At 36.1% G+C, this 26702-nt stretch carries 29 protein-coding genes and 1 pseudogene; 23 read left to right on the forward strand and 7 right to left on the reverse strand.

The genetic code is table 11. The features are described from left to right. Positions 1–22: 22 nt before the first annotated feature. A complete protein-coding gene (locus tag HRG09_RS00960; RefSeq protein WP_174098935.1) occupies positions 23–904 on the reverse strand; it encodes an alpha/beta fold hydrolase in 882 nt (293 codons plus the stop codon). A gap of 15 nt (positions 905–919) precedes the next feature. Next, complete coding sequence (locus tag HRG09_RS00965) at positions 920–1759, reverse strand: GNAT family N-acetyltransferase (RefSeq protein WP_174098936.1); 840 nt, start codon at positions 1757–1759, stop codon at positions 920–922. Positions 1760–2051: 292 nt separating this feature from the next. Between HRG09_RS00965 and HRG09_RS00970 the strand changes: the two are divergent. Then, a pseudogene (locus tag HRG09_RS00970) lies at positions 2052–3436 on the forward strand (alkaline phosphatase). A gap of 58 nt (positions 3437–3494) precedes the next feature. After that, positions 3495–3974, forward strand: a complete 480-nt coding sequence (locus HRG09_RS00975) for a Cif family virulence factor (RefSeq protein WP_174098937.1) — start codon at positions 3495–3497, stop codon at positions 3972–3974. Between the two features lie 29 nt (positions 3975–4003). Here HRG09_RS00975 and HRG09_RS00980 read toward each other — a convergent pair whose 3' ends face one another. Continuing rightward, complete coding sequence (locus HRG09_RS00980) at positions 4004–4654, reverse strand: GTP pyrophosphokinase (RefSeq protein WP_174098938.1); 651 nt, start codon at positions 4652–4654, stop codon at positions 4004–4006. A 425-nt stretch (positions 4655–5079) separates the two neighbouring features. Between HRG09_RS00980 and rpmG the strand changes: the two genes are divergently transcribed. The 4 genes from rpmG to HRG09_RS01000 all read left to right on the forward strand — a co-directional run bounded on the left by rpmG (position 5080) and on the right by HRG09_RS01000 (position 8777). Next, entirely contained in the window at positions 5080–5229 is a 150-nt protein-coding gene (rpmG, locus tag HRG09_RS00985) for a 50S ribosomal protein L33 (RefSeq protein WP_001265619.1), read from the forward strand. 95 nt (positions 5230–5324) lie between these two features. Then, positions 5325–6818 carry a YcdB/YcdC domain-containing protein gene (locus HRG09_RS00990; protein ID WP_174098939.1) on the forward strand — a complete coding sequence of 498 codons (1494 nt, stop codon included), beginning with the start codon at positions 5325–5327 and terminating at the stop codon, positions 6816–6818. A 138-nt stretch (positions 6819–6956) separates the two neighbouring features. Beyond that, entirely contained in the window at positions 6957–7670 is a 714-nt protein-coding gene (gene sigK, locus HRG09_RS00995) for an RNA polymerase sporulation sigma factor SigK (protein WP_026589857.1), read from the forward strand. Between the two features lie 309 nt (positions 7671–7979). Then, positions 7980–8777 carry a phosphatidylserine decarboxylase gene (locus HRG09_RS01000; RefSeq protein ID WP_174098940.1) on the forward strand — a complete coding sequence of 266 codons (798 nt, stop codon included), beginning with the start codon at positions 7980–7982 and terminating at the stop codon, positions 8775–8777. 147 nt (positions 8778–8924) lie between these two features. Here HRG09_RS01000 and sda read toward each other — a convergent pair whose 3' ends face one another. Continuing rightward, entirely contained in the window at positions 8925–9080 is a 156-nt protein-coding gene (gene sda / locus HRG09_RS01005) for a sporulation histidine kinase inhibitor Sda (protein WP_174098941.1), read from the reverse strand. Between the two features lie 243 nt (positions 9081–9323). On the opposite strand from sda, the gene HRG09_RS01010 reads away from it, so the two are divergent. From HRG09_RS01010 to HRG09_RS01045, 8 genes are all read left to right on the forward strand, one after another. After that, positions 9324–9836: a YqeG family HAD IIIA-type phosphatase gene (locus HRG09_RS01010; protein ID WP_174098942.1), complete on the forward strand. Its 513-nt coding sequence runs from the start codon at positions 9324–9326 to the stop codon at positions 9834–9836. Between the two features lie 3 nt (positions 9837–9839). Beyond that, complete coding sequence (gene yqeH, locus HRG09_RS01015; protein ID WP_174098943.1) at positions 9840–10946, forward strand: ribosome biogenesis GTPase YqeH; 1107 nt, start codon at positions 9840–9842, stop codon at positions 10944–10946. A gap of 15 nt (positions 10947–10961) precedes the next feature. Beyond that, entirely contained in the window at positions 10962–11795 is an 834-nt protein-coding gene (aroE, locus tag HRG09_RS01020) for a shikimate dehydrogenase (protein WP_174098944.1), read from the forward strand. 4 nt (positions 11796–11799) lie between these two features. After that, positions 11800–12090 (forward strand): ribosome assembly RNA-binding protein YhbY, encoded by a 291-nt coding sequence (gene yhbY / locus HRG09_RS01025; RefSeq protein ID WP_017150751.1) that lies wholly within the window; start codon positions 11800–11802, stop codon positions 12088–12090. Positions 12091–12263: 173 nt separating this feature from the next. Then, positions 12264–12833, forward strand: coding sequence for a nicotinate-nucleotide adenylyltransferase (locus HRG09_RS01030; protein WP_174098945.1), 570 nt, complete (start codon positions 12264–12266; stop codon positions 12831–12833). Beyond that, the gene (yqeK, locus tag HRG09_RS01035) at positions 12823–13392 is read left to right on the forward strand and encodes a bis(5'-nucleosyl)-tetraphosphatase (symmetrical) YqeK (RefSeq protein ID WP_174098946.1); all 570 of its coding nucleotides are present in this window, start codon (positions 12823–12825) and stop codon (positions 13390–13392) included. The genes HRG09_RS01030 and yqeK overlap by 11 nt, the downstream gene beginning before the upstream one ends. Continuing rightward, positions 13389–13745 (forward strand): ribosome silencing factor, encoded by a 357-nt coding sequence (gene rsfS / locus HRG09_RS01040; protein ID WP_016116389.1) that lies wholly within the window; start codon positions 13389–13391, stop codon positions 13743–13745. Before yqeK ends, rsfS begins: the two co-directional genes overlap by 4 nt. Next, complete coding sequence (locus HRG09_RS01045) at positions 13742–14491, forward strand: class I SAM-dependent DNA methyltransferase (protein ID WP_174098947.1); 750 nt, start codon at positions 13742–13744, stop codon at positions 14489–14491. Before rsfS ends, HRG09_RS01045 begins: the two co-directional genes overlap by 4 nt. A 173-nt stretch (positions 14492–14664) precedes the next feature. Here HRG09_RS01045 and comER read toward each other — a convergent pair whose 3' ends face one another. Further along, positions 14665–15492, reverse strand: a complete 828-nt coding sequence (gene comER / locus HRG09_RS01050) for a late competence protein ComER (RefSeq protein ID WP_174098948.1) — start codon at positions 15490–15492, stop codon at positions 14665–14667. 79 nt (positions 15493–15571) lie between these two features. Between comER and HRG09_RS01055 the strand changes: the two genes are divergently transcribed. The 3 genes from HRG09_RS01055 to HRG09_RS01065 all read left to right on the forward strand — a co-directional run bounded on the left by HRG09_RS01055 (position 15572) and on the right by HRG09_RS01065 (position 19288). Beyond that, positions 15572–16171 (forward strand): helix-hairpin-helix domain-containing protein, encoded by a 600-nt coding sequence (locus HRG09_RS01055; protein WP_309231947.1) that lies wholly within the window; start codon positions 15572–15574, stop codon positions 16169–16171. A 61-nt stretch (positions 16172–16232) separates the two neighbouring features. Then, positions 16233–16790: a ComE operon protein 2 gene (locus HRG09_RS01060; protein WP_174098950.1), complete on the forward strand. Its 558-nt coding sequence runs from the start codon at positions 16233–16235 to the stop codon at positions 16788–16790. Positions 16791–16963: 173 nt separating this feature from the next. Next, the gene (locus HRG09_RS01065) at positions 16964–19288 is read left to right on the forward strand and encodes a DNA internalization-related competence protein ComEC/Rec2 (protein ID WP_174098951.1); all 2325 of its coding nucleotides are present in this window, start codon (positions 16964–16966) and stop codon (positions 19286–19288) included. A gap of 31 nt (positions 19289–19319) precedes the next feature. Here HRG09_RS01065 and HRG09_RS01070 read toward each other — a convergent pair whose 3' ends face one another. Next, a complete protein-coding gene (locus HRG09_RS01070; RefSeq protein ID WP_001001652.1) occupies positions 19320–19454 on the reverse strand; it encodes a YqzM family protein in 135 nt (44 codons plus the stop codon). Between the two features lie 361 nt (positions 19455–19815). Here HRG09_RS01070 and holA point away from each other — a divergent pair, with 361 nt between their 5' ends. Next, positions 19816–20829, forward strand: a complete 1014-nt coding sequence (holA, locus tag HRG09_RS01075) for a DNA polymerase III subunit delta (RefSeq protein WP_174098952.1) — start codon at positions 19816–19818, stop codon at positions 20827–20829. 111 nt (positions 20830–20940) lie between these two features. On the opposite strand, the gene rpsT is transcribed toward holA, so the two are convergent. After that, positions 20941–21198 (reverse strand): 30S ribosomal protein S20, encoded by a 258-nt coding sequence (gene rpsT, locus HRG09_RS01080; protein WP_001274013.1) that lies wholly within the window; start codon positions 21196–21198, stop codon positions 20941–20943. Positions 21199–21379: 181 nt separating this feature from the next. Between rpsT and gpr the strand changes: the two genes are divergently transcribed. From gpr to hemW, 5 genes are all read left to right on the forward strand, one after another. Beyond that, a complete protein-coding gene (gpr, locus tag HRG09_RS01085) occupies positions 21380–22483 on the forward strand; it encodes a GPR endopeptidase (RefSeq protein ID WP_174098953.1) in 1104 nt (367 codons plus the stop codon). Between the two features lie 19 nt (positions 22484–22502). Beyond that, complete coding sequence (locus tag HRG09_RS01090; protein WP_174098954.1) at positions 22503–22853, forward strand: DUF3679 domain-containing protein; 351 nt, start codon at positions 22503–22505, stop codon at positions 22851–22853. Between the two features lie 202 nt (positions 22854–23055). After that, the gene (lepA, locus tag HRG09_RS01095) at positions 23056–24879 is read left to right on the forward strand and encodes an elongation factor 4 (RefSeq protein WP_174098955.1); all 1824 of its coding nucleotides are present in this window, start codon (positions 23056–23058) and stop codon (positions 24877–24879) included. 144 nt (positions 24880–25023) lie between these two features. Next, positions 25024–25398: a winged helix-turn-helix transcriptional regulator gene (locus HRG09_RS01100; protein ID WP_174098956.1), complete on the forward strand. Its 375-nt coding sequence runs from the start codon at positions 25024–25026 to the stop codon at positions 25396–25398. A 52-nt stretch (positions 25399–25450) separates the two neighbouring features. Then, the gene (hemW, locus tag HRG09_RS01105) at positions 25451–26590 is read left to right on the forward strand and encodes a radical SAM family heme chaperone HemW (RefSeq protein WP_174098957.1); all 1140 of its coding nucleotides are present in this window, start codon (positions 25451–25453) and stop codon (positions 26588–26590) included. Positions 26591–26702 lie beyond the last annotated feature (112 nt).

The following is a 26702-nucleotide window of genomic DNA, read 5'->3' on the forward strand; positions in this document are numbered from 1 at the left end:
AAAGATGAGATACCCGTTTTTGTTACTTTGTTGTTTCAACTGGATTCTTGTCAAAGAATTCTTTTACATAGCTCATAAATTCTTTCGATTCTTGGCGGAAGGGTGCGTGATAACCTTTTTCGATAATATGGAAGGTACTATTCTTTAAAAATTGATGATAAGATTCGCCTTCTTTCCATGATACACTACTGTCATTTCTACCCCAAATAATTAGAGTGGGGAGTTTAATTTCACTAGCATTAATGCGAAGACGCCTAGGCCACATTTTCATTTGGTTATAATGTTCTGTATCGTCGCGTTTAAATTTCACTTTGCTTTCATCATAATCTGTAATAGAAGAAACAGTATGTAAATCATTTGATAAATGGGGTTTCGGTGAAGCGTTTTTATTCGTTAATGATATAGCCCCTGTAGCATCAGTTAAAATGAGATGAGTAACTGCAGCTGGATATAGATATGTTAAATTAAGAGAAATTTCTCCTCCCATGGAGTGACCAAGTACTGCAAATGTATCATAGCCTAATTTTTTCATTAACTTATAGTAAAGGTTGGCGTGATTTGGAAAAGAATAATAAAAATCCATCGGTTTGGATGAATGACCAAAGCCTAAAATATCAACAGAGATGATTGTATGATCTTTTGCTAAGTCTGAATAAATATCGCTAAAACCATTGGAAGATCCGCCAAACCCATGAAGCATAAGTAAAGGTGGTTTTTTCTCCCCAATTTGTTTGAAATAAATAGTTTGTCCGTCTATCTCAACCATTTTTTCATCTGTACTTAATTTTGTTGCAATTGTATTTTTTACTTGTTTCACTTTTTCTACTGGTTTTTCGGTAGCGTTGCAACTTACTAATAATGTGAGAGCAAGGCAACTAACCATAACATATTTTAGCCGCTTCAAATAGGTGTCCCCTTTCTAACATAACGCTGCATCCATCATAGCAAATAAATGGTCGCGATTTCCAGGTAGATGGTTTCCGTTTTTTATCATAAGTGGTGAAATAAGTACTTCTTGAAATCCCTGCGATTCCATGTGTGCTCGAAATGTAAATTGTGAGTGTGGAACATCAATACGGATTGTTCCATTCCAGCTCGTACAAATAGACTGTAATAATTGAATTGCGTCTTCCTCATGCTTAGCGATAAGAGGGGTAATGCAAAGTGTATCTCCTTTTTGTATACATAATGCAAAAGATTCTATCTTATGGTTTCTTTCTATTTTAAATGCGAGTGTTGCCCTATCTATTAGTATTGAATAGAGCCTTGGACGACGTGCTCCTGTTACGGTTTGATCAAGACTAATGAGAGATTGAAGATCATGTTGTCTAATTTCCTTCAAATGAGGGGAATTCATAGATGGATTGGTAACAAATTTTTCGAAGCGATGGATTGTTGTAATTGTCATGAATTCATATGTTTGGTACAAAGGTACGCCGGCATCGGTTGCGATGAGCATAACAGGAAGAGAAGGTGGTACGTGCTTTACACAAATATCGAGTAAGGTACGACCGATTCCTTGTTTTTGAAAATTAGGATGAACAATCAGCATACCAATAGAAGAAAATCCGGATTCGGAAGGGAATACCCCGCCAGTAGCAATTAGTTTTTCGTTATGTGTATAGCCGAATAAACTTCCGATTGATAAGTACATTTCAAATTGCTTTTGCATAAATAATCGAGGCTGTAACCATCCAACAGCTTCACAAAGAGAAATGAGCTGTGAAATACTAGATTCATTTAGTTTGTGTATTTGCATATTGAATCACCACACTTTAAATTTAGTAGAAATATTGTATCACGAAAAAATAAATATTCAGTTATAAGTAGCGGAAATGTAAAGTCATAACTTAAAGTTTTGAAAAATCCACACGAACTTCTTTCTGTTTTGTAAAGGTAATCAAGCTTGATAATATAAGACAAAGATATACAAATTATAACTTTAATTTACATAACTTAACAAAATGTTTACATAGCACTAACTTTTCCTTAATAGTTTTCCTTTAAATTGGGTATTGGAAACTTAATAACCTAGTAGGGGGACATAAAAAGTGAAAAAGTTTATGAAGAAAGCATGGCCATTTGCGGTTGTGGCATCGTTAGCACTTACTTCAGTAGTAACGTGGGGCGTGACACGTTCGGATGTAATTAAAGCGGACGGAAAAGCAAGTGATCCAAAAATTAAGAATGTAATTGTTTTAATTGGGGATGGCATGGGACCTTCGTATATGACTGCTCATCGTTATATGAAAGATAATCCAAAATCGTTTGAAATGGAGTCAACAGAATTTGATAAACATCTTGTAGGAGCACAAAAGACATATCCAGAGGATGAACATCAAAATATTACAGATTCTGCATCAGCGGCAACAGCGATGGCAGCAGGTGTGAAAACATACAATGCAGCAATTTCGGTGGATAATGATAAGACAGAAGTAAAAACAGTACTTGAACAAGCAAAAAAAAAGGGAAATCAACAGGCTTAGTTGCGACTTCTGAAATTACACATGCAACGCCAGCGGCTTTTGGTGCACATGATATTAGCCGTAAAAACATGGATGCAATTGCAAATGATTACTTTGACGAGAAAGTAAATGGAAAGCATAAAGTAGATGTTCTTCTCGGCGGCGGTGTGAATAACTTTGTAAGAAAAGATCGCAATCTTACAGAAGAATTTAAGAAGTCTGGTTATAGCTATGTCACAGATCGTGAGCAATTATTAAATGATAAAAATGATCAAATTCTTGGTTTATTTGCACCAGGTGGCTTAGATAAAATGATTGACCGTAATGAAAAAGCACCTTCATTAGAAGAGATGACAAATGCTGCTATCAATCGTTTAAGCAAAAATGATAAAGGTTTCTTCTTAATGGTAGAAGGTAGTCAAATTGATTGGGCTGGACATGATAATGACGTTGTTGGTGCTATGAGTGAAATGGAAGACTTCGAAAAAGCATTTAAAGCGGCGATTGAATTTGCGAAGAAAGATAAGCATACATTAGTTGTCGCAACAGCTGACCATTCTACTGGTGGATTCTCTCTAGGTGTAAACGGTGAATATAACTTTAATGCAGATGCAATTAAAGCTGCGAAACGTACACCAGACTTTATGGCAAATGAAATTGCAAAAGGTGCAAATGTGGAAGAAACATTGAAAAAATATATTGATTTACAATTAACACCAGAAGAAATCAAATCTGTAAATGATATTGCACCATCAAAAGATGTAACGAAAATTGATAATGCAATTGAAGAAATCTTCAATAAACGTTCATTTACAGGTTGGACAACAGGTGGACATACTGGTGAAGATGTGAACGTATATGCATTTGGACCAGGTAAATATCTATTCTCTGGCGTTCAAGAAAATACAAACTTAGCAAAACGTGTCTTCGATATTGTTGGTGGCGGTGACCCTAATAAAGGCAGACAATAGTTTTATGGAGTAAAGCGAGGCATTTCGCCTTGCTTTTTCTTTTTGGGAGGAAGATGGAATGCAAAATTTCATTAAGAAAATAGGATTTGCCCTTATAGTTGGATTATTGTTAATAGGATGCCAATCTCATCAAGAAACACAGAAAAAAGAGATAGAGAAAAAAGAAGTCACGGTGAAACAGGAACCAAAGATACAAGTAACACCGGAAGATGAAAAAGAAGTTCGAAATGTAATTGAGGCGTTTGTTCAAACAACAAATGAAAAGAATTTTAATCAACATATGGCTTTGTTTTCGGACAAAATTGTTGGTGCTGAAGATTTACGAACACAAAAAGAAGCTTCATTTCAAAAAGAAAGCAAGAAAATCGAACTGAATCATGTTCAAATCAAAGATTCAAAAAGTGATTTTGTTATTGTGGAAACAGAAGAAAAAGAGATAGATAGTGGAAGGACCCTTCAAAAAAAGGTGCAATATGCACTTGGAAAAGAAGATGAGCATTGGAAAATTGAAGAAGTTCGAACGATAGAAAGAAAATAAAAAGGTTCCCGCAGGAGGAGAACCTTTTTTTATAATGGTAGTAAAATTTGGCTTGAACAGGCTTCAATTTCATCGATATCTTGGCGAATGGTTGCCATTTTATTATCAAGCTCTTCAGCTTTCATGGCAGCATCATGAAGTTCATCTTTCAAATAATCGGGAATATTCCCTTCATATTTATAATAAAGTTTATGTTCTAAACTTGCCCAAAAGTCCATCGCAAGTGTACGCAATTGAATTTCTGCAAATACTTCTTTTGTACCAGAATTTAACGCTAGTGGATACTTAATGATCATATGCAAACTTTTATATCCATTTTGCTTTGGATTAGCGATGTAGTCTTTTACTTCTATAATTTCCATATCCTCACGATTTTCAATGACTTGTTTTAAGTGATAAATATCTTCCACAAAGCAACAGGTAATCCGGATGCCAATAATATCTTGTAAATGTGTTTGCGCGTTTTCAATTGTTGGTGCTAAATTTTTGCGCTCAAGTTTTTTAACGATGCTATCAGGTTGTTTTAATCGTGTTTTTATATGTTCAAACGGGTTATAGTCCTCTAAAAATTGAGCTTCCCGGTTCATAATTTCAAATTTTGTTTTCAACTCTTCTAAAGCGAATGTATAAGGTAATACAAATGCTTTCCAATAGTTAACCGTTGATTGATTATATTTCATTTATATACACACCTTTTCATATTTGCAAATAAGGTTGCTTATTTATACTAAATACCAAATCATATAAGCACACGCTGCAAATGATGAGATCATAAAACGGTACTTAGGTTTCATTTTTTTCTCTCCTTTCTAATTTAAAATTCATATATCAATAAATTGGATTGTTAGTAAATTGATTATGTACAATTCTAATAGTAATAGATTGATGTGAACTTCGTATGAACTAATTGTTTCGGTTTTTTGTCTTTTTAGAGTGGTTGTAAAAAATGTGGTACTACGGCCATTAATATAGGATAAACTTCTTTTGAATGGAGTGGGGAATATATTTTTAATTGCACAATTGACAAAAGAAATAATAGCGTTTAATATATAAATCGTAATCATTACGTTTTAGTTGCGATCTTTGAAGAAAAGGAGGCTTACATATGCGTGTAAACATTACATTAGCTTGTACAGAATGCGGTGATCGTAATTATATTACGAAGAAGAATAAACGAAATAATCCGGAACGTATTGAACTAAAAAAATATTGTCCACGATTAAAGCGAGTGACGTTGCATCGTGAAACGAAGTAAAGCAGCTAGAGAAATCTAGCTGTTTTTGTTTGGAATCAAGCAATCTTTTTGAGAAAGATTTTATGATGGGTAAAACTGGAAAAGGGGAAGGCTGGATGAATTCAAAAAATGAAGAGAGAAAGAAACAAGTCGCACATATTATCGAAATTCCAGATGAGTATCATCTTGTTGTAGATGATCAAAAGACAGTAGATGATCCATTCCATGTATTGTTTTGGGAACATCAAGATGATACAGAGAAGAATATACAGATTTCCGTAAATAGACATACAGGCGAACTAATTGAATTGGATATCGAGGATGAGGGTTATTTCCAAATTCAGCATGGAGGAATAAGTGAAGAAAAGGCGAAAGAAATTGCTCATTTGTTTGTAAGGAAACATATCCCAAATGAATACGCGGATTATACATACGTGTATGTGCGAGATTGGTGTGGAATGCCAGCGGTCCATTATTTACAAGAAGTAAATGGATATCCATTGCCGAATACAGAGTGTGTTGTCCGTGTTCATCCATCAGGTAATGTTGTAGCGTTTCAGCATTATCATGGATTAAAAGAAAAGCCAATATGGCCAGAGTCAATTGTTGATGAGAAGATTGTTTTAGAAGAGTTAAAAGGTAGGCAGAATATGAGACTTGTATTTGCTCATTTACTTCCTGAGATATGTCAGTATGAGAATGGAAAAGAGGTAAATGGATACCGTCTTGTCTATGAGCCGGAGCCGAGTGTAGCGTTTATTGATGCATCTACAGGAAAAGATTTACATGGACCAGAACACTATCAATCACCTTCCACAGTAGCGGTAAGTGTACCTGAAAATAAGGATAAGCAAGAAACAAATGTTTTTCGTTTACTTGCTTTGGATGAGAAACAATTTGTGAAAATATTTGAAGATGAGAGTGATAATAAGATAAGGATGAAATTTGTTCAAAAAAGAGAATTGGAAAGCGAACAAGAAGAGAATCAGACTTACTTAATGAAGGATTTTTATAAAAAACATTCCCCTATGATGAAATATGAGAACCCAATGCTAATTGAAATTGATAAAGAGTCAGGTACATTGCTCGATTATTTTAATTTGGCTTCTGGGGGAGAGCGAAAAGTAATATTGTCACGAGAAGAATGTTTAGAAAAAGCACTCCAATTTTTAACACAAGTCATTCCAAATATGGAAGAACATTTGAGACTTTGGGATAACTATGACGAAGAGGAGAGCCCAGGTAGGTTCTTCTTTGGGGTGTATGTGAATGAAATTCCGGTTGAAGTATCGTTAGGTATAATTAATATAGATACAGAGACGGGGGAAGTTTTAATGTATAGCGGGATATCACCACGTGTAATAGAAGAGCTATCTACTTATGAAACCAGTGCAAGGGTGCGGAAAGAACAAGCATTAGCAATCTATAGAAATGCCCTTCGTGTTGAATTACAGTGGCATGAAAATAACGATATAGATACACCGAAATATGACTTGATTTATAAACAAACGACAACTGAGAGTAGTGAAACGTATCATATTGATTTTTTCATGAGAAGAGAAATTCGCTATATAGATGCACACACGGGAGAGGCAATTTGGAGTAAATAGGACAAATTTTAAGAGATTCTTGTGGTTATGCCACAAGAATTTTTTTATGCGTTTCTATTCTTAAATGGGTACAGACACAAACGACCACCCGCCCACATACATATAGTAAAGACCACTATTTTGGCGGAGGTGAAGAGTTTGAGTCTATTCGCCGCAATTGGATACATGATTCGCGAAGTGTTTATATTTGTTTCCTATGTTAAAAATAACGCATTTCCACAGCCGTTGTCATCAGATGATGAAAAAAAATACTTAGAGCTGATGGAGCAAGGTGATGCTCACGCGAGAAATCTTTTAATTGAACATAATTTACGGCTTGTGGCTCATATTGTTAAGAAATTTGAAAACACAGGTGAAGATGCAGAAGATTTAATTTCTATTGGAACGATTGGGCTCATTAAAGCAATTGAGAGTTATTCAGCAGGGAAAGGGACGAAGCTGGCGACATATGCGGCTCGTTGTATTGAAAATGAAATTTTAATGCATTTGCGTGTACTGAAGAAAACAAAAAAAGACGTTTCACTTCATGATCCGATCGGGCAAGATAAGGAAGGGAATGAAATATCGCTTATTGATATATTAAAATCCGAATCAGAAGATGTAATTGATATGATCCAGCTCAGCATGGAATTAGAAAAGATTAAGGAGTATATCGATATTTTAGATGAACGAGAGAAAGAAGTCATTGTAAAAAGGTTCGGACTTGGTCTTGATAAGGAAAAAACGCAACGAGAAATTGCGAAAGCGTTAGGGATTTCAAGAAGTTACGTGTCACGGATTGAGAAACGAGCGCTGATGAAAATGTTTCATGAATTTGTTCGAGCAGAGAAGGAGAAGAAGGGGAAAGCATAAGGTGTGCGGGGCGGCTGTCGTTCGAGTGCAGCCGTTTTTTCTTTTGACGAAAAGGGAATAAAACAAGAAACTATATGAAGAAATATACCGTTCACTGTTGAAAATGCCGAGTTCTATCTGTAATATTAGAAGGTGCTAACGAATTTAAGGATGAAATAGTACCTATTCTTTCTTTTTACATAGTGGATTTGCTTTATAATCATTGAACATAAAAAACATTTTTAAGAATTTTACTGTATGATATAGAAAGAAAAGAGGGGAAAGCTAAACTTAATTGTTGCATTAAGAATTATTAGGAGGTTTCGCGGTTTGCGACGTACATTATATCGATTCATGATCGAACTTACAAACGGTCGTTTTACTTCTTATATATTACGTAAATTTGCACAATCTCGTTTAAGTTCTATTATTATTTCGTCCTATGCCAAAGTGTTTCAACTGAATCAGGATGAGATGGAAAAGGATTTAAAGGAGTACAAGACGCTGCATGAATTATTTACACGTAAATTGAAAGAAGGAAAACGAGAAATACATGCAGCGGCATCAAGTGTTGTTAGTCCAGTTGATGGGGTATTTGCTGATTATGGCCCTATTGAAGAAACGAAAATATTTCATATTAAAGGCAAGCGTTATTCAATTGTGGATATGCTAGGTAATGAAGAGCGAGCAAAGCGTTATGCCGGCGGTACATATATGGTTATTTATTTAAGTCCAAGTCATTATCATCGTATTCATAGTCCTCTCTCAGGCACTGTGACAGAGCGGTTTGTACTTGGAAGGAAATCATACCCGGTGAATACAGCAGGGATGAAATATGGAAAAGAACCGTTGTCAAAGAATTATCGTTCTATTACAGAGGTTGATAGTGAAGGACAACATATGGCACTTGTAAAAGTAGGAGCTATGTTTGTAAATAGTATTGAGTTACTTCATGAAAGAAATGCTGTTCAAAAAGGTGAAGAAATGGCATACTTTACTTTTGGTTCAACAGTCGTTTTACTGTTTGAAAAAGGAATGGTTAAAGTTGTTCCAACGTTAATGAGTGGACAAGAACTTCGCCTTGGTGAAAAAATTGCAACTCGCTTATCTGATGGTAGCGAACAGTAAAAGTTCTATCGCAAAATTGTGAGGGCACTAAGAAGTTAGATGAGCTTACGTGCTAAGTGAAAAGTTCCTATTGAGGAAAGTTTCATTTTATTTAAAGAGCCATCTTGAGGATGGCTCTTTTTACAGGTGAAGCAGTAATCTATATACTCAAGACGATTTGACAAGCTTGTCCTCTAATGATCGCCGGATGATTTCTTGTTTTATAAGTAAAATGAAGTCAGGATTTAATTTTAGTTCTTTTGCTTTATAATAAGACTCAGTGAGTAACTCAGTAGATAACTGTTCCATATATTTCGTTTTCAAGGTGAGTCACCTCCGATAAAAAGGATAGGTTCTTTGTTGCATCTACTGTATCAAAAAAATATGATAGTCACAAATGACTGGTTATCCACATATAGCCGTGGATAAAATGTGTGTGAATTGTTAATAAATTAAGAATTGACTGAAAAAATAATGTGGAAAATGTGTACAATGTTATCCACAAGTGACTTATCGAAAAATGTTGTCGAAAAATTTTATGAAAACTCCTCAAAGAGGTGAAAGAAATTGAAATTATTTTTACCAAATGAATACGTAAAAAACGTATATCATGTTCAACCAGAAGATTTAAAAAAACGCGGGATTAAAGGGATTATAACTGACTTAGATAATACTTTAATTGAATGGGATCGTCCGAATGCAACACCTAAGCTAGAGCAATGGTTTTTAAAAATGAAAGAGCAAGGCATTCAAGTAACGGTCGTTTCGAATAATAATGAGCAACGTGTAAAGGATTTCGCAGATCCGCTAGGCATTCCGTTTATCCATAGCGCACGTAAGCCATTTGTTCGTGCTTTTAAGCGTGCGATACGAAAAATGAATTTAGCAGCGGATGAAGTAGTTGTTATTGGCGACCAATTGTTAACAGATGTACTGGGTGGAAATCGCGTTGGTTTATATACAATTTTAGTCGTACCAGTGGCTCAAACAGATGGATTAGTAACACGCTTTAATCGAAAGATTGAACGAAGAATTATGAGAAATATGAAGAAAAAAGGTTTAATTAACTGGGAGGAATAAAGTTTGACTGAAACAATTAAATGTATTGGTTGCGGTGTAGAGATTCAAACAGAGAATAAAAATGAAGTTGGGTATGCACCAGCTTCATCTTTAGAGAAAGAACAAGTGATTTGTCAGCGATGTTTTCGTTTGAAACATTACAATGAAATTCAAGATGTGTCTTTAACAGACGATGATTTCCTTCGTATTTTAAATGGAATTGGACAATCAGATGCGCTTGTTGTCAAAATTGTAGACATTTTTGACTTCAATGGTAGCTGGTTACCAGGTTTACATCGTTTTGTAGGAAATAATAAAGTATTGCTTGTTGGAAATAAAGCGGATTTAATTCCGAAGTCGGTAAAACACGATAAAGTGAAACATTGGATGCGTTATAGTGCGAAGCAGCTCGGTTTAAAACCAGAAGATGTTTTCTTAATTAGTGCAGAAAAAGGACAAGGTATTGGTGAACTTGCGGAGGCGATTGAACAGTATCGTGACGGTAAAGATGTATACGTTGTAGGCTGTACGAATGTTGGTAAATCTACATTTATTAATCGCATGATTAAAGAGTTTAGTGAAGAAACTGAGAACGTGATTACAACATCTCATTTCCCAGGAACGACACTTGATTTAATTGATATTCCATTAGATGAAACATCTTCTTTATATGATACACCAGGAATTATTAATCACCATCAAATGGCACATTATGTTGGGAAGCAAAGCTTAAAGCTGATTACACCTACGAAAGAAATCAAGCCGATGGTATTCCAATTAAACGAAGAACAAACATTATTCTTCGGTGGATTAGCACGTTTTGACTATGTGAGTGGTGGGCGTCGTGCGTTCACTTGTCATTTCTCAAATCGTTTAACAATTCATCGTACAAAGCTTGAAAAGGCTGACGAATTGTATGAAAAACATGCTGGGGAATTATTAAACCCACCAACTCCTGAAGAACGAGAAAATATGCCTGAGCTTGTGAAGTATGAATTTAATATTCGTGAGCCAAAAACAGATGTTGTATTTTCTGGTTTAGGATGGGTTACTGTAAATGAGTCTGGGGCAAAGATTGTGGCTCATGTACCAAAAGGAGTTAGTGTTTCACTACGTAAATCTTTAATTTAATATGGAGAGGGATTTATGAAACAATTATATGGTGTAATCGGGAATCCAATAGGACATTCATTGTCGCCGCTTATGCATAACGATACATTTGAAAACTCAAATATAGATGCTCATTATCATGCGTTTCTTGTAGAAGAGGACACATTAGGGGAAGCGGTGACGGGTTTAAAGGCATTAGGAGTTTCAGGATTTAATGTTACAACTCCGCACAAAGTTTCAATTATGAAATATTTAGATGAAATTGATCCGTTAGCGAAGCAAATTGGTGCTGTGAATACGGTCGTTCATAGAGGTGGAAAACTGATTGGTTATAATACGGATGGAATTGGGTATGTTCGTTCTTTACAATCAATTAGTAAAGATCCACTTGATCAAAAGCGTATTTTATTACTCGGTGCAGGCGGAGCGTGCCGTGCTATCTATTTTTCTCTTATAGACGCAGGAGTAAAGGAAATTGATATTGCCAATCGCACAGTGGAAAAGGCAACTCAGCTTATTGCTGGGTGTCAAGCGAAGATTACATCGCATGCTCTTTCGTTAGAGCAAGCAACAGAAAAGCAAAAAAAATATGATATTATCATTCATACGACAACGATAGGAATGCATCCACATATCCAAAATACACCGTTGCAAATTCGGGCTTTGAAACAAGGAACGATTGTTTCGGATATTATTTATAATCCCTTTGAGACAAAGCTTTTGCAAGATGCGAAAGCGAAAGGGGCAATTGTGCAAAATGGAATCGATATGTTTGTTTATCAAGGAGCACTTGCATTTGAAATGTGGACAGGATGTATGCCAAATATCGAAAGAATGAAACAACTAGTAATGAGAAAGCTTGGAGGCTAACTATATGTTAACAGGAAAACAAAAAAGATTTTTACGTGCAAAAGCACATCACTTAACACCGATTTTTCAAGTTGGAAAAGGCGGCGTAAATGAAAATATGGTAAAGCAAATTGCAGACGCATTAGAGGCTCGTGAGTTATTTAAAGTGAGCGTGCTACAAAACTGTGAATTTGATCGCCGTGAAGTTGCAGAAGAACTGGCTAAAGGTGCAAGAGCAGAAATCGTTCAAGTAATTGGAAGTACAATTGTTTTATATAAAGAATCAAGAGAAAATAAACAAATCAAACTTCCATAATAGCAGTTTATTTTGCTCAGGATGTATAGAGGTCGTTTCCATAGCTTATGCCCGCTATGTTTGGGGTAGTTCTTGCTAATAGGGTTTAGATCAATTGAGTTTTTACGGGCAGTAATCTTTCCATATATTATTTCGGGAAGATTACTGCTTGTGAACTAAAGGGGGCGTTTCGTTTGAAAAAAATCGGAATCATTGGCGGCACATTTGATCCGCCTCATTATGGACATTTGTTAATTGCAAATGAGGTGTATGATGCACTTGCGCTTGATGAAATATGGTTTTTGCCGAATCAAATTCCACCTCATAAACAGGATCGCAATATTACAGGTGTGGAAAATCGATTAGACATGTTAGAGTTAGCAATTGGGCAAGAGGAGAGTTTTTCGATTTGTTTAGAAGAGCTAAAAAGAGAAGGTCCATCCTATACATATGACACTATGTTACAATTGACAAAGAAGCATCCGGATGTGCAGTTTTATTTTATTATTGGTGGAGATATGGTGGAGTATTTACCAAAATGGTATAACATTGAAAAATTACTTCAGCTTGTAACTTTCATTGGAGTTGCAAGACCGGGGTACACACTAAATACGCCTTATGAAATCGTCACGGTAGAGATTCCGGAATTTGCTGTTTCATCCTCCTTACTACGAAAGAGGTATAAGGAGAAGAAAACGTGCAAATATTTGCTTCCGGAACAAGTACAGGTATATATCGAGAGGAATGGGTTGTATGAATCGTGAGAAAGCACTTGAGATTGTAAAACAACAAATGCATGAAAAACGTTATATACATACAATTGGTGTAATGGAAACAGCAATTGAACTTGCTAAGCAATATGGCGTGGATGAAAAAAAAGCAGAAATGGCTGCTATATTTCATGATTATGCAAAATGTAGACCGATTCAAGAAATGGAAGACATTATTAAGCAGGAAGAGCTGCCGAAAGATTTACTTCACTACAACAAAGAGTTATGGCATGCGCCAGTTGGGGCATACTTAGTAGAAAAAGAAGTCGGCATTACGGACCATGAAATCCTGCAAGCTATTACATATCATACAAGTGGTCATGAAAAGATGACAATGCTTGATAAAGTTATTTATGTGGCAGATTATATTGAACCTGGCCGTAAATTTCCAGGTGTGGAAGAAGCGCGGAGATTAGCGCAGGAAGATATAAATAAAGCTTTATTATTTGCATTAAAACGTACGATTCAATTTTTAATGGAAAAGGATCAAACAATCTATCCGTTAACATTTCAAACATATAATGCAATCTTGAAGGAGGAAATTACTGAATGAAAGATAAAGAGTTATTAGTATTAGCAGCAAAAGCAGCTGATGATAAAAGAGCAGAAGATATGGTTGTACTAAACATGCAAGGTATTTCACCGATTGCAGATTATTTTATTATTTGTCACGGAAATTCTGATAAACAAGTACAAGCGATTGCACGTGAAATTAAAGCGAAGGCACATGAGTTCCAAATTGACGTACAACGTATGGAAGGCTTCGATGAAGCTCGTTGGGTTCTAGTGGACCTTGGTGATGTGGTTGCGCATGTCTTCCATAAAGATGAGCGTGATCATTATAATTTAGAGCGTCTATGGGGCGATGTGCCACGTGAAGATATTACAGAAGAGTTAAGCCAATGAGATATGAGCAATTCGCATTGTTGTATGATGAACTCATGAATGATGTCCCATATGATAAATGGGTAGAATTCACTGAGGAAAGTCTGCAGCAGGCAGGCTTGAAAGAGGCGAAAATTCTTGATGTAGCGTGCGGGACGGGGAATGTAACACTTCCGCTTGTGCGAAAAGGTTATGACATGATTGGTGTCGATCTTTCGGAGGAAATGCTAACAGTCGCCCAGCAAAAACTTGGAGGAGAAGGGCATTTCATTCCTTTTTACCAACAAGACATGAGAGACCTGGATGTTCCAGGTGAATTTGATTGTGTGACAATCTTTTGTGATTCATTAAATTATGTACTGGAAGAAGAAGGAATACAAGAGACATTCAGACGAGTATTCCACCATTTGCGTCAAGATGGTCTATTCTTATTTGATGTACACTCTTTATACAAAATTCATCATGTATTTCAAAATGAAACGTACACAGTCAATGGAGAAGAGATAGCTCTTATTTGGAACTGCTTCTCTGGCGAAGAGTCAAATAGTATAGAACATGATTTGTCATTCTTTGTACAGGATCCAGAGGAAGGTGTATACCATCGTTTTGATGAATGTCATATACAACGTGCCTATTCAGTTGAATTAATAACAGAATGGCTTGAAGAAGCTGGTTTTACAGTGCTTCGTGTAACGGGGGACTTTGAACGAATGGAAGTAACTGAACAAACGGAACGTATCTTTTTTATGGCGAAAAAGAATGGCTAAAAAACAAAAGCAACCGATTAGGTTGCTTTTGTTTTGTTTAGAATACAATATTTTATTAATAGAAAAGTAGAAAAGTAGTATCTATAAAATATAAAAAATAAAGTTTGATAAAAAATAGGATCAGAAAAAGGTAAGAAGTTTTAAGAGGATTTTGTATCATTGTGGCGTATTGTTTATGTGTGCTTATCAAATTGCTGCTCTACGCCTTCTAAATCTTCATCGTATTTTTCATGTGTCTGCTCGAATAATTTATGGAACATATCTCCAACGTGATCCTCTAAAATCCGAATGCCTTCTCCTGTAACACCGCCTTTAACACATACTTTCTCTTGCAGAGTTGGTAATGTGAAAATTTCTTTTTCTAGTAATTTCCCCATTCCGATAATCATTTCACTTGCTAAAGTAGTTGCTTCCTCATGAGTAATATTTGTTTTATCTACAGCAGCATCAATGAAACGTTGCAGTAAGTAACTAAAGAATGCAGGGCCACAGCTTGCGATATCAGATGAGACTCTTGTAATATCTTCCCCGATCACAATAGGTGTAGAAATATTTTTAAACAAACGAAGTAACTTTTGTTCCCATTCTCTCGAACAGTTTTTTCCGAATGTGAATAGTGAGGCGCCAGAGAATGCTCGGTTTGTGATACTTGGAATAATACGTGCGACGTTGCAAGATACAACCTTTTCTAATTGATTTGCTGATATAGGACTTGTAATAGAAATTAAACATTTTTCATCAGTAAAGTGAGTAGCATGTTTTTTTAAAATTGGATAGATGTCTAAGGGTTTAACGCAAATGAAAATAAGCTGAGAGCGTCCAATTACCTCTTGTACTGTCTTTGCTATATGAATAGAAGGATACTTCTCTTTTATATGATATGCTTTGGCAGGCGTACGATTAATAATAGTAAGGCACGAAGGTTTGACAGCACGGGTTTCTAAAAATGCATCGATTAGTATCTTCCCCATGTTTCCTGTCCCTATAATTCCTATGTTCAATGTTTCATCCCTCCTTCGTAACATCTTTCTCCTAAACAATATGAACTATGTTGTGAATTTATGAATTGGAGGTATTAAAATCATGCAGAATTTTCAAAAGAAGTGGCTCGCTTTATTAGGGGCTATTGGAGTTGTATTTATACTCTTTATATGGCAGACAAAGCAGCAAGCTGAGCAACCGGATGTGAGAGTGAATCCAAATGTGAAGAGTGAAGAGAACAAAAGTAAATTAAAAGCAATAGAATCAAAAGAACAGAAAAAAACAATAGTGATTGATGTAAAAGGAGCTGTGCATCGTGAGGGTGTATATGAGATGGGAATGGGCGCACGCGTAAAAGATGGGATTGAAAAAGCGGGTGGTTTTTTACCTGAAGCTGATATAACAAAAGTGAACTTAGCGCAGCTCATGCAAGACCAAATGCTTCTTTATGTCCCGAAAAAAGGAGAGCAAGTGCAGGGAGCTAATCTACCTTCAGAGCAGGAGGGGAAAATTCAAATTAATGTTGCATCAAAAGAGCAACTCGAAAAAATAACGGGAATTGGACCTCGAAAAGCAGAAAATATTATGAAATATCGAGAAGAACATGGACCATTTCAAAAAATGGAAGATTTACTGGAGGTGGATGGTATTGGAGAGAAGTCGCTTGAAAAAATAAAAGATAAAATAATTATTCCGTAAGGATTGACGAACTTTTTCTTCTTTCGCTACACTACAAGTAGATGAAAAAGTAGGTGAAGATATGGAACGAATTTCTTGGGATCAATACTTTATGACGCAAAGTCACTTATTATCACTACGTAGCACGTGTACGAGACTTGCAGTAGGAGCGACGATTGTCCGTGATAAGCGAATTATCGCGGGTGGTTATAACGGTTCTATCAAAGGTGGTGTTCATTGTATAGACGATGGTTGTTACGTTATTGATAATCATTGTGTTCGTACAATTCACGCTGAAATGAATGCGTTGTTGCAATGTGCAAAATTTGGTGTGAAAACAGAAGATGCAGAGATTTATGTTACGCATTTTCCTTGTCTGCAATGTTGTAAAGCCATTATTCAAAGTGGTATTACAGCTGTCTATTATGCACGAGATTATAAAAATCATCCGTACGCTGTAGAATTATTTGAGCAAGCGAATGTAACAGTGAAACATGTTCCGCTCGAATATGATATTACATCGTTAGAGCAACAAGAACGTAATTTACAATTAAAAGAACTGTTTTCATCTTTAGAAAAAGCTGATTTAACAATGAATGAATTACAAGAGGTATTCGCTAAAGCAAAAGAGATGCTATAAGTGTTTGTTCAAAAAGGAGGATAAAGAGAGCCGAGCAGTTCGAGGTACGGAGGTCAGGAGGATACGGAGTGTAGATGGAACTACATGAGTACCGGACTGGCGACGTAACGAAGCAATGTGACAGCTATCTTTACCGGACTTTTTGAACATCCGCTATAAGGAGTGAGTATAAGTTGCGTGGTCAATGGGGTTATATTGCAATCTCGTTTGTTGTAGGGATTGCAATCGCCTGTTCCTCGTTTCAGTTGTTGTCTGTTAGTGTATTTGGTTGTTATATTTTATTTTGTATATATCGTACTTCACGTCAAGTACTCGTTCTTTGTATAGTAACATGCGCTAGTAGTTACATCTATGCATCATATGTTGAATGGGAAAATCAGCCTTCAAAAGGATTAAACTTTGAAATGACAGAAGGTGTGATTCAAACTACGCCTCTTATAAATGGTGATCGACTTTCTTTTCAAATAGAAGTCGCTAATCAAGATACATTGCAATTGATGTACAAAATTCAATCAGCTGAGCAAAAAGAACAGTTGCGGAAATTACATGCTGGTATGACTTGTGCATTTCAAGGAGAAATGAAAGTGCCATCAGAAGCACGGAATTTTCATGGTTTTGACTATCGTGACTATTTACACAAGCAAAAGATTCATTTTTTATTTGAAGCGAAAGAGATTTCAAATTGTACGCAAAATTCTTTAACGTTTATACAGTGGGTCTTTTTATTGCGCCAAAATGCGGTGTCGGAAGTCGTAGAAATGTTTCCTGGACAATCTGGGGCATTTATGAATGCATTGTTGTTTGGTGATCGGCAACTAATGACATTTGAAGTAGAAGAACGATATCAGCAATTGGGTCTTATCCACCTATTAGCGATTTCTGGATCCCATATTGTATTATTAATGGCAATTGGCTATTTTATTTTACTTCGAATCGGAATGACGAGGGAAATGACGACAATATGTCTTGTTGTTTGTATTCCACTCTATATGTTTTTAGCAGGAGCGTCTCCATCTGTCATAAGGGCTTCTGTAACAGGTGTTATGGTATTGCTAGCACTCATGCATTCTATTCGTATTTCAAGTGTAGATGCGCTTAGTATGACAGCTATATTGATGCTTGTATATGATCCTTATATGGTATTCGATATAGGATTTCAATTTTCTTTTGTTGGTAGTTTTGCGCTTTTGTTATCGGCAAATCGTCTTTTGCATCGTGACAATGGTCTCATTCAAAATACAATCTATCTTTCTATTATTTCACAACTTGCTAGTATTCCTATTTTGTTATATCACTTCGGTTATTTTTCTCCATATAGTATCTTACTCAATCTTATATATGTTCCGTTTTTATCTTTTATTGTACTACCATGTAGCATCGTTATTTTTCTTTTTATGTTATTTATTCCTTTTGTATCGATAGGATTGGCGCATGGATTATCATTATGTTTAATGTTTTCTAATGAGATTCTTCGGTATTGTGAAAACCTCCCATTTCTTCGTCTTACTTTTGGGCAAACACCTTCATTCCTTGTTGTTTTATATAGTTTTAGTATTATTGGTACATTTGTTGTGTGGGAAAAATCGGTCAAAAAATGTATTTTCTCCATAGCTGCCGGATTTTTCCTCTTTATATGTATTAGTCATTATGTTTCACCTTATTTCCGTGCCAGCGGAAGTGTGGCTTTTATTGATGTTGGACAAGGGGATGCAATTTTGATTCGTCTTCCGTATGACAAGGGAATCTACCTCATTGATACGGGGGGGACAATCCCTTTAAAAAAGGAAGTGTGGGAGAAGAAAAAACATGAGTTTTCTGTTGGACACGATATTCTCATTCCGTTTCTACAAAAAGAAGGTATTCGGAAAATTGATAAGTTAATTGTGACGCATGGTGATACAGATCATATGGGAGCGGCTAAAGAATTGTTATCTACCATTGCTGTAGAGGAAATTGTATTTGGAAAGAAACGAGAAGATACTGTGCTCGAAAAAGAATTGAGACAAATTGCAAAGCAAAAAAATATAAGGGTAAACATCGTGGAAGAAGGGGATAGATGGCAAGTAGACGAAGCAGCATTTACAGTGCTATCGCCAAAGGGAGAGGAGAATGGGGATAACGATTCATCTATTGTATTGTGGGCAAAGTTAGGGGGATTTACCTGGCTGTTTACTGGAGATTTAGAAGAAAAAGGTGAACAGCGAATCATAAAGCAATATCCAGAGTTACGAGCAGATATTTTAAAGGTTGGACATCATGGTAGTAAGACGTCGTCTTCACCTGCCTTCTTACGCCTTATTCAGCCTCAAAAGGCCATTATTTCAGCTGGAGAGCGTAATCGATATGGACATCCGCACCAACAAGTGCTAGAGCGTTTGTTAGAGCTTGATATTGAAATATGGCGAACGGATAAACAAGGAGGGGTTTTGTATGTTTTTGAAGGAAAAAGGGGAACGTTTCGAAGTAAACTGACATATGATGAAGCACAGAAAAGATGAAGTGAAAAAGGAAGGCCGCAAGAAGCAGCCTTTAAGAACCAATAAATTTAATAATTGTTGCAATAATGAAAAGTGTTGCGAAAAAACCAAATGAGACGATAAAACCTACTCCTGAATCAATAGCGTCATTGCGTTTACTTTGAACGTTTTGTTCAAATTCATTCATTTAGAATCCCTCCCCAACATTCCATTTTAGTATAAGATATTGTCAGAAAAAAATCTACAATTTCCATATGAAGATAAATAGAGGATGTTTTTGTAGAAACAGGTGCTACTTCTTATGCAAATAGAAGGTGTGAATTTGATTTCCAAGCATGTTAACAGTTAACAATTATACTTATCCAGCAGTTGTGAATAATAATGGTAAGGTGGTTACCGCACACCAATAAGAATCCCGGGACTTATTGCGTGGCGTTTTATATAGATAAAGGGACGGGTTTACTTAAGCCTGTTCCTTTGTACTTGTAAAACAAAAGATAGCACATTAGTATAGAGGTATATTGCCAAGTTAGGGAGTAGGAAAAAGTATGAGTGATATACATAAAAAAATTAAAAAAAAACAGTTTGCGTCGCTTTATTTAATATATGGAACGGAAGCGTATTTTATAAATGAAACGATCAAGCTTATCACAACGGAAGCGTTAGCTGAGGAAGATCGTGAGTTTAATGTTGTAACGTATGAATTAGAAGAAGCGTATTTGGAAGATGTAATAGAAGATGCACGAACGCTTCCATTCTTTGGAGAACGTAAAATCTTATTAATTAAATCTCCATTGTTTTTGACATCACAAAAAGAAAAATTAGAACAAAATATAAAGATTTTAGAGGAGTATATTGCAGAGCCATCACCATTTTCAATTGTTGTATTTGTAGCTCCTTATGAAAAATTAGATGAGCGAAAAAAAATCACAAAATTATTAAAGAAAACAGCAGATGTAGTAGAAGCTAATGCGATGCAAGTACAGGACGTTCGTAAATGGATTGTGGATCGTGCAGATGAAGTACATGTATATATTGAAGAAGCGGCGATTAGCTTGCTGCTAGAGCTTGTAGGAAGCAATGTGACGATGTTAGCCACGGAAATGGATAAGTTGACCCTTTATGTTGGGGTGGGTGGAGAAGTTACAACAGAGCTTGTGACAGAACTTGTGCCAAAATCAGTTGAACAAAATGTGTTTGCGTTAACAGAAAAGGTAGTAAAAAAAGATATTGCTGGGGCTATGAAAATTTTAGATGGGCTATTTACGCAGCAAGAGGAACCAATTAAATTGTTGGCGTTATTAGTGAGTCAATTTCGTCTGCTCAACCAAGTAAAAGAATTACAGCAACGTGGATATGGACAAAATCAAATTGCTTCGCACATTGGTGTTCACCCGTACCGAGTAAAGTTAGCGATGAATCAAACGAAGTTTTTCTCGTTTGAAGAATTGAAAAAAGTTATTTTAGAGTTAGCTGAAGCTGACTATAGTATGAAAACGGGAAAAATGGATAAGAAACTTGTCTTAGAGTTTTTTTTAATGCGTTTAAATCATATTGGATAAATAAAAGTGGAAGTTATAGCTGAATAAAATACAAAAAAAGTTCATGCCATTCGTCGCATGAACTTTTTTCGTATATAAAAAAACGACCCGAATGGATCGTTTTTAAACGCCTTACGCGTTTACTTGTTTCGCTAAGCGAGACTTTTGACGAGCTGCAGCGTTTTGGTGGATAAGACCTTTACGAGCTGCTTTGTCAAGTTTTTTAGAAGCAGTTTTGAAAGCTTCTTTAGCATTTTCAAGATCGTTATTAGTAACTAAAGCTTCTACAGTTTTAACAGCTGTACGCATGTCAGATTTGATAGAAGCGTTATGTGCACGACGCTCTTCGCTAAGTTTAGCGCGTTTGATAGCAGATTTGATGTTTGCCATACTTTTCACCTCCCTGGTGCGATCGAGTGACTCGATACTTACATAGAACAAGTGATATTCTATCAAACAGAGAAGAGAATTGCAATAGCGAGATCAATGAAATTTCATGTAAAGGAAAGAATGACCCTATATAATTTTGGGGAATCTAACTATATTTACTATGAATTACGGAGGAGATAGGATGAAAGAACCATTAGATTTAAGTAAATATAGTGTTAGAACAGACCTTGCAGTAGAAGCTCATCAAATGTTACAAGAACGTCAAAAAGAACAGACAGGAATCCAAGGTGTTGTTGTGAAAGAGCGTGAAGAAGAAGGGATTACGATTACGAAAGTGATAATCGATGAAATTGCTTCTGAATCAATGGGTAAAAAACCTGGGAATTATTTAACGCTTGAAGTGCAAGGGATTCGTCAGCAAGATACAGAATTGCAACAAAAAGTAGAGCGTATTTTTGCGAAAGAATTCTCTTATTTATTAGAGGAAATTGGAATTTCTAAAGAGGCAAGCTGTTTAATCGTCGGATTAGGGAATTGGAATGTCACACCAGATGCTCTTGGCCCAATCGTTGTAGAAAATGTGCTTGTAACGCGTCATCTTTTTAAATTACAGCCTGAAAGTGTAGAAGATGGATATCGACCTGTTAGTGCAATTCGTCCAGGGGTAATGGGGATTACAGGGATCGAAACGAGCGATGTCATTTATGGCATCATTGAAAAGACAAAACCTGACTTTGTGATTGCGATTGATGCACTTGCTGCTAGGTCGATTGAGAGAGTAAATAGTACAATACAGATTTCAGATACAGGAATTCATCCTGGATCGGGTGTAGGGAATAAACGAAAAGAACTAAGCAAAGAAACGCTTGGAATTCCTGTGATTGCGATTGGTGTTCCAACGGTTGTAGATGCTGTTTCCATTACGAGTGATACAATTGATTTTATTTTAAAGCATTTTGGGCGTGAAATGAGAGAGGGTGATAAACCGTCTCGCTCTTTATTGCCAGCCGGCTTTACATTCGGAGAAAAGAAGAAATTAACAGAGGAAGATATGCCAGATGAAAAAAGCCGTAATATGTTTTTAGGAGCAGTAGGTACATTAGAAGATGAAGAAAAGCGAAAATTAATATATGAGGTATTAGCTCCGCTTGGTCATAATTTAATGGTAACGCCGAAAGAAGTAGATGCATTTATTGAAGACATGGCAAATGTAATAGCGAGTGGGTTAAATGCAGCGCTTCACCATCAAATTGATCAAGATAATACAGGTGCATATACACATTGATGAGAAGGGATAGACTAAGTTGAGTCGGTTTACGTTCCAGTGTATAAGCTGTGTTGTTCTGTTTCTTTTTTTGATGCTAATTGGGATTGGGATTGCTAATCATGGCTTGAAAAGCATGAAAGGCTATCGGCAGCCAACGTATGAACAAATTGCCCAGATGACAGGAACTGGGAGTGGAAATGTTGATCCGGAAATTTTAGGAGGCATATTTTCGGCACGTGAAAAACAAAAGCAGTTAGAAAGTCTCAGAAGTTTTAATGTTGTAGAAGGACTGGGAATGGGGATCGCGGAATTTACTCGAGGCCTTGCCAAGTTTAGTACAGATATAGTAATTGGGAAAATAAAAGATATTTTTCACCAATTGGGGTAATAAAGAAAGGTTGTCTTATCATTTTGTAAGGCAGCCATTTTTTTGTTATAAAAAGGTTTGTCTCGTTTGCTTTGCTCGCATAAGATAAAGAGAGGAAGATTTGTCTTATAAGCAGCGCGAGTTTTCATTGAATCTTTGCTGCTCTATTGATATAATCAGTGCTAGTGTATATTGGCGAGACTATTAGGAGTTGAGAACATAGATGAATAAAGAAGAAAGAGCAAAAAGACAGTCCAAAATTCGTAATTTCTCCATCATTGCTCATATTGACCACGGAAAGTCAACGTTGGCAGACCGTATTTTGGAGAAAACAAATGCGTTAACACAGCGCGAAATGAAAGCTCAATTACTTGACTCTATGGATTTAGAGCGTGAGCGTGGTATTACAATTAAATTAAATGCAGTTCAATTAACGTATAAAGCAAAAGATGGTGAAGAGTATATTCTTCACTTAATCGACACGCCAGGACACGTCGATTTTACGTACGAAGTATCTCGTAGTTTAGCGGCTTGTGAAGGTGCAATTCTTGTTGTCGATGCAGCGCAAGGTATTGAAGCGCAAACGTTAGCGAACGTATATTTAGCGCTTGATAATAATTTAGAGATTTTACCGGTTATTAATAAAATCGACTTGCCAAGTGCTGATCCAGAGCGTGTTCGTCAAGAAGTAGAAGATGTAATCGGTTTAGATGCATCAGAAGCTGTACTTGCTTCTGCAAAAGCTGGCATCGGTATTGAAGACATTTTAGAACAAATCGTTGAAAAAGTACCAGCTCCAGAAGGTGACCCAGAAGAGCCGCTTCAATGTATGATTTTTGACTCTTTATATGACCCATACCGCGGAGTAATCGCATATATCCGTGTTGTAAACGGGACAGTAAAAGTTGGCGATAAAGTACGTATGATGGCAACTGGTAAAGAGTTCGAAGTAACAGAAGTAGGTGTATTCACACCGAAAACAACACAACGTAAAGAATTGACAGTAGGTGATGTAGGGTTCTTAGCAGCATCTATTAAAAACGTGGGAGATACGCGCGTTGGTGATACGATCACACATGCGAAACGTCCAGCAGCAGAACCATTACCAGGTTATCGTAAATTAAACCCAATGGTATTCTGTGGTTTATATCCAATCGATTCTGCACGTTATAACGATTTACGTGATGCATTAGAAAAACTTGAATTGAATGATTCTGCTCTTGAGTTTGAACCAGAAACATCTCAAGCGTTAGGATTTGGTTTCCGTTGTGGATTCTTAGGGCTACTTCATATGGAAATTATTCAAGAACGTATTGAACGTGAATTCAAGATTGATTTAATTACAACAGCACCAAGCGTTATTTATAAAGTATATTTAACGAGCGGTGAAGATCTTATTGTAGATAACCCATCTAACATGCCAGATCCGCAGTCTATTGATCGTGTAGAAGAACCATTTGTAAAAGCTGCAATTATGGTTCCAAATGATTATGTTGGGGCTGTAATGGAAATTTGCCAAGGTAAACGTGGTACGTTTATTGATATGCAATATTTAGATGAAACACGTGTTACGTTAACATATGAAATCCCGCTTTCTGAAATCGTATATGACTTCTTCGATCAACTAAAATCAAATACGAAGGGATATGCATCATTTGACTACGAGTTAATCGGTTATAAACCATCTAAACTTGTGAAGATGGATATTCTTTTAAATTCTGAACAAGTTGATGCTTTATCATTTATCGTACACCGTGATTCAGCGTACGACCGTGGTAAAGTAATCGTAGAAAAATTAAAAGAATTAATTCCAAGACAACAGTTTGAAGTACCAATTCAAGCAACAATTGGGAACAAAGTTGTAGCACGTTCTACAATTAAAGCGATGCGTAAAAACGTTCTTGCAAAATGTTACGGTGGAGACATTTCCCGAAAACGTAAACTTCTTGATAAACAAAAAGAAGGTAAAAAACGTATGAAGTCTGTTGGTTCTGTAGAAGTACCACAAGAAGCATTCATGGCTGTATTGAAAATGGATGATAACTAATAAGAAAGAAGCCGTTTTTACGGCTTCTTTTTGTACGTAGGATTCCTTTTTTAGACATCTTTGCATCTCTCCTTTACAATGGGGAGGATGCTTTTTATTGTAAGCAACAACAGTAACCATGGATACAGAGTTAGGAGACTATTGATGTCTGAAAATATTAGAAAAGATATTCAAGAAAAAATACAAAACGGAGATTTTAATTGTGAAAAGGAATTGACACTTTCTATTATTAGCGGGAAGTGGAAGGTTGTGATTTTATGGCATTTAGGAGTCGAAGGGCCGCACCGTTTTAGTGAATTACAACGATTATTTCCTAATATTTCTCATAAAGTTTTATCGAATCAATTGAAAGAATTAACTGAAGATGGAATTATTGGTCGGACAGTATATCCAGAAGTACCTCCTCGTGTAGAGTACTTTATGACGGAACTAGGTATGACACTTTTACCAATCGTCGAAATGATGTATGATTGGGGAAAAATGCGAATGGAACAAATTCGTAACACGTTACAGAAGTAAAAGAGCCTCCGAAAGTGCGGAGGTTTTCTTTTTAGAAAGGTAGGAGTATATTTTGGTACAAGCAGCATATATTCATATTCCGTTTTGTCAGCATATTTGTCACTATTGTGATTTTAATAAAGTATTTATTGAACGCCAGCCTGTTGTTCAATATTTGGAGTATTTAGAAAAAGAGATAATAAATACAGTGCAAAAGGTACCGTTTGAAAATATGAAAACAATTTTTGTTGGAGGCGGGACACCAACAGCATTAAATATGGAGCAGACGAAAAAGCTTCTTGATATTATTAATCGTCGTTTACGTCCGTTCGCTCCGAATTGTGAATTAACGTTTGAAGCGAATCCTGGAGATTTACCGAAAGAAAAATTGGATCTTCTATTAGAGGGCGGTGTAAACCGAATTAGTTTTGGCGTCCAAACGTTTCGAGATGAACTGTTAGAGAAGATTGGACGTAAGCACACGAGAGAAGATGCATTTGTAGCAATTCGTGAAGCGCAGGAAGTTGGTTTTACGAATATTAATGTCGATTTAATTTATGCATTGCCAGGACAAACGATTGAAGATGTGAAAGAAACGTTAAATATCGCCTTCACGCTTGGTGTTCAACATTTCTCTGCGTACTCTTTAATTGTTGAACCGAAAACGGTTTTTTACAATTTAATGAACAAAGGAAAATTAAGGCTTCCTGGTGAAGATCATGAGGCGAAGATGTACGAAATGGTAATGGATGATATGGAAAAACATGGTTATTACCAGTATGAAATTAGTAACTTTTCAAAAGAAGGATATGAAAGTAGGCATAATCTCACATATTGGAATAATGAACAGTATTATGGTTTTGGAGCTGGTGCTCACAGTTATGTAAATGGAGAACGAATCCAAAATGTTGGTCCATTAAAACAATACTTTTCTAAAATTGATGAAACTGGGTTCCCTCATCTAGATGTTCATGAAGTGACGAGAAAGGAAAGAATGGAAGAAGAGCTATTTTTAGGACTTAGGAAAACAAAGGGTGTGTCTAAACTAGGGTTTCAGAAGAAGTTTGGTGTAGAAATGGATGAAATCTTTGCGAAGCAGTTGTTACAGGGGAAAGAACATGGATTGCTTCAGAACAAAGATGACTATGTTTGTTTGACGAGACAAGGTAAGTTATTAGGGAATGAAGTATTTCAATCATTTTTAATTGATTAATATAATGTCTAGTTGGTGTGAAAAAGTTTCACTATTTCGTGACGTTTCCGTTGACAATTGAATGTCAATTTTGGTAAGTTAGTAATAGATTTAGCACTCGAAGATAAAGAGT

This window comes from Bacillus sp. Xin1, from assembly GCF_013314535.1.
Classification (GTDB): domain Bacteria; phylum Bacillota; class Bacilli; order Bacillales; family Bacillaceae_G; genus Bacillus_A.